Genomic DNA, 11,558 nt, shown 5'->3' on the forward strand with positions numbered 1-11,558 from the left:
TGAACTCGGTTTACACCTATTAGTCAGTACCGTGTAAACCGATTTTCTTCTTCAAAAAGGCAGTATAAACATTCAGTATTTTCTACAGCTAAGGAATGGCTTGGTTCTCCAAGTCTTCTTTTTTAAACAGCCCTTCAGCTTTTCAAACGTTATTTTAGAAAAAAGAATTATTTACCACCTTCATGTCGTTAACAATCTATGACTGTTCTACATAACCATTCTCAAATCCTTATTTATGTCTATATCAAGCCATTTCTATTAATTTCAAGAAAAATATTCATTTTAAATTCAAAAAATTTTGTTTTTTTACTTTATAAGTTTTTATTTTATTGTCATAATAAAAGTACACAACTAAAAAGTAGGTGAATCTCGAATGCCTGAAAAAAATTATTCTATGAAAGAAGCGATGCTATTCAGCCAAAGAATAGCCCAGCTAAGTAAAGCTCTCTGGAAATCAATTGAAAAAGATTGGCAGCAATGGATTAAGCCTTACAATCTAAATATCAATGAACATCATATCTTATGGATTGCTTATCATCTAAATGGGGCATCCATTTCAGATGTGGCGAAATTCGGAGTAATGCATGTATCCACCGCCTTTAACTTTTCAAAGAAACTGGAGGAAAGGGGTCTCCTTCTTTTTTCTAAAAAGGAAACGGATAAAAGAAACACTTATATCCAGATCACCGAAGAGGGCGAGAAAATCCTCCTGGATCTTATGGAAAAATATGACCCTGCTAATAATGCTGCATTTACCGGTGCCCTCCCCTTGCGTGAACTCTATGGCAAGTTCCCCGATATGCTTGAGATGATGGCAGTCATCAAAAATATATATGGAGAACATTTTATGGAAATTTTCGAACGCTCTTTTTCCAATATTGAAAAAGAATTTACAGATATAAATGGCACTCTCACCAAAAAGGAAGCTTTAAATGAAACAAAAAGTTAACTCTTTTTGCCTCTAGACAGCTATAAAACTAATAAAGCGGATAAGAATGGAATCCGCTTTTAGTACGAAGCCCATTGTTCGGAATTTCACAATGTTTACAGCTCATTCTTATTTTCAATCACTCTAGTCCCCGGCCATTTATGAATATTACACTTCCGCCCACACTTCTCACTATCTTTTTTTCTCAATTTTTGATATCGTATTTATACAATTTGTGTTTTTTCATAAAGGAGGGGATTTCAAATTGATATCACTTTTTTTCAGTTTACTTGCTATGATTATATTATTCTTTACTAATCAAATGACTGCCTCGCTATGTACACAGAAAGAAATCCCTGAAGACCGCCAGCCGGGTGTCTTTCGAACGATTAATATACTAATTACCATTCTTCTTATTTCATCTTATATTGAAGTTTTGTTTACATAGTGAACTTTTAAGGTGATAAAGCAAGCAATTTGTATCTATAAAACAAAGGGTGAAGCAGTCCGCTTCCCCTTTTTATTTTTTCTATTTTTATTAGCTCCACCATGCTGCACCAATGATAATAAGAAGGATGAAAAGTACAACAAGTAACGCAAAGCCTCCTCCGTAAGCTCCAGACATGCTTTTTCCTCCTTTCATTTTTGAAAAAAAGTGAATGCTGTTCAGGCGGCTGCAAGGCAATGCTGACACAGGAATCATGAAAGTATCCATATCCCAGCATGTAATAATCAGAAAATGGAATATCCAATCATAGAACTGGGTCCATTGTCAGCGTTAAAGCCTCCCTATTTCACTTCAAGTTATCATATGTACCTCTTGGTTGATTGGATGGGCAAATTAATCAATTTTTTTAAAAAAACCAATTATTATCAATAATTTTTTCCCTTCGAATTAATTTATGTTATAGTTAGATTTGTGGATTTACATAGGCCACGAAATAAAGAACGGGAGTTGTTAAGCATGAAGAAATGGGCACTATCCATCGCCGTTACAGCTGGCCTTTTGGGATTAACCGCCTGTAACAATAATGGTGGAGGCTCCGATGCGGTCGTGGAAACCAAAGCAGGAGACGTAACTAAGGACGAGCTATATAATTCAATGAAAACCCGCTACGGTAATAAAGCACTTCAAGAGCTTGTTTATGAAAAAGTACTAACTGAAAAATATAAGGTTTCCAATAAAGAAGTAAATGAAAAAGTTGATAAGGTTAAAGCAGAGCTTGGCCCTCAATTTGCCATGGCCCTTCAGCAATACGGCTATAAAGATGAAGCTGACTTGAAACGCTCCTTCAAAATAGGTTTGCTACAGGAAAGAGCAGCCATCAAAGATGTAAAAGCAACAGATAAAGAAATAAAAGATGCATATGATAACTTTACTCCTGAGATCAAAGCGCGCCACATCCTTGTCCAGGACGAAAAGACAGCTGCAGAAGTTAAACAAAAGCTTGATAAAGGTGAAAAATTCGAAGATCTAGCTAAGAAATATTCTAAAGATCCTGGTTCTGCTGAAAAAGGCGGAGATTTAGGATGGTTTGGCCCAGGAAAAATGGTACCGGAATTTGAAGCGGCAGCTTACAAATTGAATAAAGATCAAATCAGTAATCCAGTTAAAACGGAGCACGGATACCACATTATTCAATTGACTGACAAAAAAGAGAAAGAGTCTCTTGATAAAATGAAAAAAGAACTTGAGTATCAAGTTAAAGTGTCCAAGCTTACACCTGAAATTGTACAAAAAGCAATGGATCGTGAGCTGAAGGCTGCTAAAGTTGAAATCAAAGACAAGGATCTCAAGAAAGCATTAGATGCAGCTCCTGCTGAGACTCCACAATAAGATACATCCAATAAGAAAAGGGACGAACTTTTACGGTTCGTCCCTTTTCTTTCATTAAAGCAGGCTTACAAGCAGCAGTTTGTAATGGAACCATTAAACAATTAGTTCTGGCTTTATTTCTTCCTCGGCAGTCTGAATAAAGCCCTGCCTCTTTCGCTTTTCTTCTTCCATTCTAGCCATATACTTATTTCCTTCTTCTTCAATCCAGGCCATTTCCAGCTTTTTATCTTCCCTGGCTGTTTTAACGGTCATAAATGCACTGCTGACTATCCCTGCTATGACAAACCAAATCCATACAGGCATCCTGCTTCTCCCCTCTCAATTCCGGGTTTGTCCTTCTACTTCCCAATCTATGCTTCTTTAAAAGAAAATATGCCCCTCCTAGTCAGGAGAGGCATACGCTAACGATTCAAATATATATTTCGATATTATTTTTGGAACATCGGCTTGTAAAAAGACCGATTCTCAAGGGCAAATACCCTTTCTGAAAATTCTCCTGGTTTTACTCTTTCAAGTGCTCTGTCCAGCATATTGATTTTGGCATCTAAATTATCTATATAGTGAAGAACCTCTGCTTCTCTAATCATTGGAGGTTTCGGGCTTCCCCATTCAGCCTTTCCATGATGAGATAGGACAAGATGCTGCAAAACCATAATTTCTTCTCCCTGGATTCCCAATTCATCTGCGGCTTTACCAATTTCATTGACCATAATCGTTATATGTCCAAGCAGGTTGCCTTCTATTGTATAACTGGTTGAGATAGGGCCGGAGAGCTCAATCACTTTGCCTAAATCATGCAGAATGACACCAGCAAATAATAAGTCTTTATCCAGGTTAGGATATAAGGCTGCAATTCCTTTAGCTAAATCCAGCATGGATACAACATGATAGGCGAGCCCTGACATAAATTCATGATGATTTTTCGTTGCAGCCGGATAGGTAAGGAAATCCTGATAATGCTTTTTAAGCAAATGACGTGTAACACGCTGTATATTAGGATTTCTCATTTCAAAGATATACTGAGTAATTTTGTCTGCCATAATATCCTGGCTGATAGGAGCTGTAGGAATCAGCTCAGAAAGATTTACCGAATCATTTTCATTTGTAAGCCTGATATTTCTGATTTTCAGCTGGCTTCTGCCTCGGTAGTTCTGTACTTCGCCTGAGAGCTTAACTGTGCTTTCCGGACTGTAATTTTTTTCATCTTCATCGCTTATATCCCATAATTTAGCTTCGATTTCTCCGGTTTTATCACAAAGATAAAGCGTTAAGAATGGTTTGCCATTACTTGCAATACCTTTCACGCTGCTTTTAATAAACATATATGCATCAATTGACTCGCCAACTCCATAATGGACGATCCCTTTTTCCATCATATTCTCCTCCGTATTTTTGCTAATTCATAGTATACCATACTGATAGATGCCTGATGAAATCTAGTATCCATAAGAGATCTCTATGAGCCTTGTCTCTGGTCCTCGTGCTGAATGAACTTTATAAACCCTCCGTGTGGAGGTCCTTTTTCTGTAAATCGATGACATCGTCCTTAGAAAAGGACATTAATAAATGTTCATGGCAGGTGAAAAAGATGATCTGGTGATGCTTTTTAATATCAGTAAGAAGCTGCAGCATTCTTTTCGTTCTAGCCTGGTCAAAGTTTACAAACCCATCATCAATAATAATAGGAAAAGAGTCTTCCTCTGCAGTGAACAGCGCAAGTGCAAGACGGAGCGCGGCATAAGCTTGTTCTGCTGTTCCCCTGCTTACTTCCCCCGCCTCATAAAGGATCCCGCTTTTATGTTCCAGTAGAAGGCCGCTGACCTCTGAATTCAAATGAATGGCTGTATAATTGCCCTCAGTCAGGAATGTAAAGTAATGAACAGCCTGCTCCAGAACTTTCGGGAATTTTTCATTCTTAAATTTATTGATCGTATGTGTCAGCATGGTTTTTGCCAGTGCATACTGAGCCCATTTTTTTGCTTCTTCTTGAAAAATGGACTTTTTTTGGTGGAATATATGGAGAAGCTCTGAATAGGTTCCGCCTTCTTCCAACTGGGTGATTTTCAGCTCGATTTCTGCTAATCTTTTGATCAAAGATGCTGCTTCATCTAGTTTTTTTCGCCGATTTTCTTCAAGATTGGCAATGGTATACTCATTTACCAGGAGTTTTTCACATTCTTCAATAGCGCTGGCAGAGAGCATGGAATTAGCAAGCTGGATCTCAATACCCCTATAAACGTCCTTCGCCTCTTCGGCTTCCTGCCATTTTTTATGCACTTTCCTGAATTCATCCTCACTTTTTACAGCCGCCTGGCTAAAAAGATCTGCCAATTCTTTTTCGATAAATGAAACTTTTTGTTTACTATCCTTTATATTTTGCAGAACACTGTCATATTGGTCACGAACCTGCTTCCACAATTGAATGGTCTCATTATTTTTTTGGAGTGACATTTTTACGAAAGAGGCAGCTTCACGCCACGAGTGATGGGAAGCACCCAGCATCTCAGCATACGTATAAATCTCCTGCTTCAATATATTTGTGAGTTTTGTTAGTTCTTCCTGATCTTTTTTTAGTTGTTGAAGTTCGATTAAATTAGCCTTTGCCTTTGTAAGAACATCAAAGATGAATTTCAGATGATGAAGCTCCGTTGTTTCAGGAAATCCCAGCCCTGTAAATGAGCTTTTAATTCTATTCTCCATCTGTTTCCAATCTTTTTCCCATTTTTCAAAGGAATCTATGATTCTGTTAAAAGATAGCTCCTGTTCACGGTATTTGATCTCTTTATCGCGGACTAACTTCCGAAGCTCCGTATCCCGGTTAAGAACAGCCTCCATAGATGGATCCCAATTTTCCGAAGAAAGTGCACCAGAGGAATCCAGCTTCTGTCTTTGCTTCTCAAGATCTCTCAGCTCTGCTTCCAGATCCTTTTCCAAACGGTCTGAACTATTGAAAGCTCGTGAAGCTAAAAGGAATATACCTGCAAGTAAAGAGAGCCCTGTAAGCAGGTACTCACCTGAATAAATGGCATAAGCAGCAAGTAAACCCAAGAAAATAAGAGCTGTTATCTTAAATAAGGACTGTTTTTTCTTGCTCGCTTCCTGTGCTTTCTTTTGTTGATCTAACCTCATGCTTATCCTTTTAATTTGTGTAAGAAGAAGCTCTTTTTTCATTTCTTCGGCTTCTGAATTCCTAAATAAGGCTTTCTTTTCGTCCAAAACCTTTTTTTGTTCTTCAGGCAAAAGCTGCGATTTTAAGTCAATTATGCTTTTTTCTGTACTTTCTAGAGAGTCTCTCGCTTCTTTTAACCGTTCATCTAATTGTTCCCTAACATGCAGGCTTTTTTGTCTTTCTAAATCCAAAGCATATATAGCTTCCCTTGTAAATGTACTTGTATCTAGTTCCATCACTTCGCTTGGAGTTAAGGAACATCGAATATCAGTTACCAGATTCTCATGTACAAGGACCTTATTTTTAATTTGCAGCTCCACTTGTTCTCTTTCCATTTCTTTTTGTTCCAGTAGGGGCAATTTTTCTACCAACAGCTGCATTTCAGCCTCTTTTTCTTGTATGACAGCATTCGGAGTCACCTGTGCAAGCCTTGTTGATAGGTCCTGCACTTTAGCGGTATTAGCTGCCTCCTCAGCATCAAAGTGGCTTTTTAAATTTATAAGCTCCTTCAGGCGGCTCATTCCGTCAACAGGAAAATGAATATCTCCTATCTCCTCAAGCTTTGAACACGCGTTGACTTTTTGCTCTAACAGAGGCCTGACACGGAGATATTCTTTGTATGTGTATAATTGATTTTCTATTGATTCGGATGAATCTCGTGTGTCTTCAAGCAGCTTTTTTTTATCAATCAGCTCTGCTTGAAGGGTTTCGTAATCTTTTTGGACATCCAGAGATTTCTTCAATTCAGCCTGAATCTGCTTTAGCTCCTGAAGCTGGACATTCAGGACCGGCTTTTGCCCGGCAGGCTTAAAAAGTGAATCCATTTCTTTTTGAATTTTACTTTCCGCAAAAGCTAAAGCATCATTCCCAATCATTCCTGCTGACAATAGATATTTCCCTATATCATTCTCATTTAATTTGTGAAGCCCCTGCAGACCTGTTAAATCAAAAGAATAAATAGATTGAAAGGTGGTTTTATCAAGGCCGTGAACGATGTTCTTAAGGATTTCTTCTCCTCCTGCCGCGCCACCCGGGAGTGTAACCGTAACATCCCCGGAAGCTTTGCCTTTAACTCTTTCAATACTTACCGTTCCATATCTTTTAGTATCCACCACGATCCTTCCACCGTATTTCGAATGAAGTTTCGGCTCATATCTGGCTATGTTCTGCTGCTTTGTGGGAAACCCAAAAAAGATACCATGAATGAATGACATAATAGTAGATTTGCCTGCCTCATTTTCTCCGAAAAACACTTGCAAATCCTGGAGGCCTGTAAAGGAACGATTTTCAATTTTTCCATAGCCATAAATGTGAAGCTCCTTAATTTTCATTCTATACCTCCCTTAAGAAGATTCAGAACCATCTTAGCCGATTGTTCTTTTAATTCCCGCATTTCTTCTTCATCAAAATCATCCAGGTATTTTTTTGCCTGTGGATGTTTAAATAGAGTTCCAAGTGCAGACATGGTATCAAGTTCTTCGCTGGCAGCCATGTTCACAAGTTCGCGGATAAAGGGATTTGAAGAATCATACAGCTCCTCTCCAGAACCTGTAATTTTTAAAGCATAAAGCCAGATAAAGTCCTCTTCACCCTGGTCTTCCTCCTGAAGGACTTCTAGAAGTTCGTCAGCTCCTGCCATAATATCTTCGGCGTCTATGTTCAGGTCCACATGTAATTCTAGTAAGATACCCTTACCCTCTCTGCCGGCCGCAAAAATATTTTCTTGGCAGATTGCTGCAAGCGAATCAAAACTAATCTGCTCTCTTATCTCAATTTTTCTACTGTCCCAGATAATATCAGAAGTTTCTATAAAGGATTTTTCAATGTGATTAGAAGATAATTTTACAAGGCAGCATCCTTTTGCACCGGTTTCCTTTCGATGCCGCCCCTGAATATTCCCCGGATATAGAATGGCAGGAAACTGATAAAGCTCCTGCCGCTTATGAATATGCCCAAGAGCCCAGTAATCTAGATCTTTGTCTATTAACTCTTGAATAGTGAAAGGAGCATATTGGCCATGTTCGGAGTGTCCATCCAGATTTCCATGAAGCATCCCAATATGAAAATCCGCCCCTTCCAATTTTATATACTTTTCGGCCATGCGTTCATATACATGCCGCTTTGGATAGCTAAAACCATAAATATGTATTTTTGTCCCATCCTGCTTTTCCAATCGTTTTACTTCATTCTCGCTTGAGAAAACATGAACATTGGGAGGAAAGGTAAGTTTAACCCAGCTGCCGCTTAAATGATCATGATTTCCATGAATAATATAAACCGGTATGTCATGAGCCTGGAGCCGTTCCATTTCCCTCCGAAAACGGACCTGAGCCCGGATGCTTCTGTTTTCTCCATCATAAAGGTCTCCGGCTATCAGCATAAAATCTACGTTATGGAAAATTGCGGCGTTTACTACTTTTTCAAAAGCAGTAAATGTCGATTCTCTTAATCGCTCCATTAGTCCGCCTGGAATATGCTTAAGGCCAGAAAACGGACTGTCCAAATGTAAATCTGCCGTATGAATAAACGTAATTTCGCTCATTAGTCACCTTCCTGAAAAAGGTTATTTTTTATAAATTTCTACTTGATCTTAAAACAGGGCGCTTTCACCAGCAAGGTCCCCATACGAACAGAGGATCGCCTAATCTTATTTTATCATAGGAAAAAGGGACAGGCCCAACTTCACGAAGAAATTTGGCCTGACCCTTTTAATTTTGTGAAAGTGCTTTTTTAATATCTTTAAAGGAACTTGATTTTCCGTAAAGAAGTACACCGCCTTTATAGACTCTTGCACCAAAGATGGCCAGCACAATGATTGTCACGATAAGCAGCCCTACACTAAGCAGTACCTCCCAGATTGGGATTTCAAGCATCCCAACCCTTAAAAACATAAGCATGGGGCTGAAAAAAGGAATAAACGACATAATCTTAATAAATGAAAGCTCCGGATCTCCCAGCCCAAACATCGCTAGTGTGAAACCTATTACTACCAGCCATGTCATTGGACCGATGGTTTGCTGAAGGTCTTCCACCCTGCTTACCAGTGAACCTAAGAATGCAGCAAGTGTGGCGTATAGAAAATAGCCAAGAATAGCAAATAAAATACCATAAAATATGGTCGCTACCGGAAGTTCGTCAAAGTTGAAGAATGGGATCCCGCTCTCTCTAATAGAGTCGAGATTCTTTTTGAATGATGCATATCCGACGATAAAAAACAAAGCAAGCTGTGAAATACTCAGTAAGGCAATACCAAATATCTTAGCAAACATTTGTTTTACAGGAGAAACACTGGACACTAAAATTTCCATGACCCTGGAAGTTTTCTCCTGTGCTACTTCCATTGCAATCATATTGCCATACATGAGAACCGAAAAATAAATCACAAACAAAATGATGTAAACCAATCCTCTGGCCTGATTAAGCTCTTCTTGTGTTTTTGCATCCTTTTTTAAAGGAACAATATCAAATTGAACGGGTTCGTATAAAGAAGCTATCTGATCCTGCTTCAAATTTAATTTCTGGGTAGCCTGTAAACCTTTTACCTGCTGAAGCGCCGACTGAAGCTGTGAGCTGATTGTCGAATCCGATATGGTTTCAGACTTATACACACCAGATGGCAGTCCCTGGCCATCCTCATTAATAAGCAGATATCCTGAAATTTTATCTTTAGCCTCTTGATTGCCTGCCGATGCTTCACTTTCAGCCTTAGTTACTTTAAAGTCGGCCTTTTGTACCGAAAGCTGCTGTTTTAGAGCGGTGTAGTATTCCCCACTCTCATCTACTACTCCAATGGTTTCAGGGCCTTTTTTATCTTCAAAGTACTGTATGAACTTAGCCATATTGGTAGCTCCCAATACTAAAACCATCATAATTACAGTAGAAACGATAAAAGATTTAGCCTTTATTTTCGTTGTAAACGTGTGCCAAAAAATAATCCAGAACTTATTCATACGCTGCACCTACTTTTTCAATAAATATATCGTTCAGTGACGGCTCTTCGATTTCAAACTTGCGTATAAAGCCTTTTGATACAATATCATTTAATATCGGCCTTGCAGCCTCTTCTCCTGAAATCTGAAGCGTAATCCCTTCTGAGGTGGCTTTCGCCTTAACCACGCCTGGAAAATCCTTTAGAAAGCTTAAGTCGAAGTCAGCATGAATGGAAAGGTTCTTCTTGCCGAACGACCGTTTGATCTCTTTTAGTGAACCGAATACCACCGGGCTTCCTTTATGCATAATGCAAAGATTTTCACATAGCTCTTCCACATGCTCCATTCTATGGCTGGAAAACACGATTGTCGTACCCTTTTCCCTTAGTTCCATAATAGCTTCCTTAAGAAGTTCCACGTTTACTGGATCTAAGCCGCTAAAAGGTTCATCTAAAATAAGAAGCTTTGGTTTATGTATGATGGAGGCAATTACCTGAATCTTTTGCTGGTTCCCCTTTGATAATTCCTCGACTTTTTTATTCATATATTCAGGCACCTTAAATCGAGTAAGCCAGTATTCAAGTTCTTTGAGAGCAAGCGTCTTATCCATGCCCCTTAAGCGTGCCAGGTAAACAATCTGATCCTTAACCTTTAATTTTGGATATAATCCTCTTTCTTCCGGCAGGTATCCGATTAAAGGGCTTGTTGAATAGTCAATTTTCTTACCATCCCACAAAATCTCTCCAGTAGTAGGTTTCAGCAAACCTAAAATCATCCTGAAAGTTGTGGTTTTTCCTGCCCCATTTCCACCAAGAAATCCAAACATTTCTTTTTCTGGTATGGTAAAACTCAGTGACTTAACAGCCTTAAAATCCCCAAAATGCTTCGATACATTATTAATCTCGAGAACCATTTTTGCTCCCCCCATGATTTAAATAGAAAATCTCAGTCATATTCATTCAAACATGCAACCGATTATCTTCTTATGCGGAATGTTTATGTCTATTCTTCCTGCTGTTAAAAAAGGAATATTATCCCACTTATATGATGTTAATAAATTATGAATCTTTTCACAAGAGAATCTTTTTTGTTCGTTATAGTTTCTTTACAACTAAATAAATAGTATGTAAAAATAGTAGAAAATAGTCAGAATTTTATTTCAAAGGAGACTTCTATGAAAAATTATAAGTTAACCGTATTCGACGTATCAGGAGAAAAACTACTGGACGAAACGATCCAAGCAGAAACTGATGACCAGGCAAAAACTCTTGGAACAGGGCGGTTAGAAGAAAAAGGATTTCAAGAACACACTCACCGATGCACAGCTCCTACAGGAAAACTTGTACTGTTCCACCGTTAACAGAAAAATCCGAGGCTCTTTGGCAGCATCGGATCTTTTTTGTACCATACTATCTGGCTTTAATTCTAGTTATAGGGTTCTTAAACGTTATTTACTTTAAATTGTATAAGGAAGGGAACTTTGAAACGTTCCGTTATCTACTTTTCTTTGTGCTCCCAACTGACACCTTCGGTCATAAGCCGATCGCCACCAAAAGGCAAAAGCGGCCTTTCACTGCCGCTTTTTCTGTGAAAAAAAAAAAACTAGGGATCAATCCTCTCCAAAGTAATCTAGAAGGGTAAAAAAGGCAACACGAAAATAAGGGTGTGCAGTTGGATTTTTAAAACACACTCCCG

At 38.6% G+C, this 11,558-nt stretch carries 11 protein-coding genes; 4 read left to right on the plus strand and 7 right to left on the minus strand.

The genetic code is table 11. The features are described from left to right. The first annotated feature begins 373 nt into the window (after positions 1-373). Both JOC77_RS16775 and JOC77_RS16780 read left to right on the plus strand, forming a co-directional pair. Entirely contained in the window at positions 374-949 is a 576-nt protein-coding gene (locus JOC77_RS16775) for an HTH-type transcriptional regulator Hpr (protein ID WP_204545576.1), read from the plus strand. A 244-nt stretch (positions 950-1,193) separates the two neighbouring features. Continuing rightward, on the plus strand, positions 1,194-1,376 hold the full coding sequence (locus JOC77_RS16780; protein ID WP_239558850.1) for a hypothetical protein: 183 nt from the start codon (positions 1,194-1,196) through the stop codon (positions 1,374-1,376). Positions 1,377-1,466: 90 nt separating this feature from the next. On the opposite strand, the gene JOC77_RS16785 is transcribed toward JOC77_RS16780, so the two are convergent. Next, entirely contained in the window at positions 1,467-1,553 is an 87-nt protein-coding gene (locus JOC77_RS16785; RefSeq protein WP_204545640.1) for a YjcZ family sporulation protein, read from the minus strand. 339 nt (positions 1,554-1,892) lie between these two features. On the opposite strand from JOC77_RS16785, the gene JOC77_RS16790 reads away from it, so the two are divergent. Then, positions 1,893-2,765 carry a peptidylprolyl isomerase gene (locus JOC77_RS16790; protein ID WP_204545579.1) on the plus strand — a complete coding sequence of 291 codons (873 nt, stop codon included), beginning with the start codon at positions 1,893-1,895 and terminating at the stop codon, positions 2,763-2,765. Between the two features lie 93 nt (positions 2,766-2,858). Here the strand turns inward: JOC77_RS16790 and JOC77_RS16795 are convergent, their stop codons facing one another. The 6 genes from JOC77_RS16795 to JOC77_RS16820 form a co-directional block, all read right to left on the minus strand. Further along, entirely contained in the window at positions 2,859-3,068 is a 210-nt protein-coding gene (locus JOC77_RS16795; protein WP_204545582.1) for a sporulation YhaL family protein, read from the minus strand. Between the two features lie 125 nt (positions 3,069-3,193). Further along, positions 3,194-4,138, minus strand: a complete 945-nt coding sequence (gene yhaM / locus JOC77_RS16800) for a 3'-5' exoribonuclease YhaM (RefSeq protein WP_204545652.1) — start codon at positions 4,136-4,138, stop codon at positions 3,194-3,196. A gap of 121 nt (positions 4,139-4,259) precedes the next feature. Continuing rightward, positions 4,260-7,265: an ATP-binding protein gene (locus tag JOC77_RS16805; RefSeq protein ID WP_204545585.1), complete on the minus strand. Its 3,006-nt coding sequence runs from the start codon at positions 7,263-7,265 to the stop codon at positions 4,260-4,262. Next, positions 7,262-8,476 carry a metallophosphoesterase family protein gene (locus tag JOC77_RS16810; RefSeq protein WP_204545588.1) on the minus strand — a complete coding sequence of 405 codons (1,215 nt, stop codon included), beginning with the start codon at positions 8,474-8,476 and terminating at the stop codon, positions 7,262-7,264. Before JOC77_RS16810 ends, JOC77_RS16805 begins: the two co-directional genes overlap by 4 nt. A gap of 166 nt (positions 8,477-8,642) precedes the next feature. After that, the gene (locus JOC77_RS16815; protein WP_204545597.1) at positions 8,643-9,884 is read right to left on the minus strand and encodes an ABC transporter permease; all 1,242 of its coding nucleotides are present in this window, start codon (positions 9,882-9,884) and stop codon (positions 8,643-8,645) included. Continuing rightward, positions 9,877-10,776 carry an ABC transporter ATP-binding protein gene (locus JOC77_RS16820; protein ID WP_204545599.1) on the minus strand — a complete coding sequence of 300 codons (900 nt, stop codon included), beginning with the start codon at positions 10,774-10,776 and terminating at the stop codon, positions 9,877-9,879. The genes JOC77_RS16815 and JOC77_RS16820 overlap by 8 nt, the downstream gene beginning before the upstream one ends. Positions 10,777-11,037: 261 nt before the next feature. Here JOC77_RS16820 and JOC77_RS16825 point away from each other — a divergent pair, with 261 nt between their 5' ends. Further along, the gene (locus JOC77_RS16825) at positions 11,038-11,223 is read left to right on the plus strand and encodes a YhzD family protein (protein ID WP_204545601.1); all 186 of its coding nucleotides are present in this window, start codon (positions 11,038-11,040) and stop codon (positions 11,221-11,223) included. The last annotated feature ends 335 nt before the right edge of the window (positions 11,224-11,558 follow it).

Origin of the sequence: Peribacillus deserti (genome assembly GCF_016909175.1) — a bacterium.
GTDB classification, from domain to species: Bacteria; Bacillota; Bacilli; order Bacillales; family DSM-1321; genus Paraperibacillus; species Paraperibacillus deserti.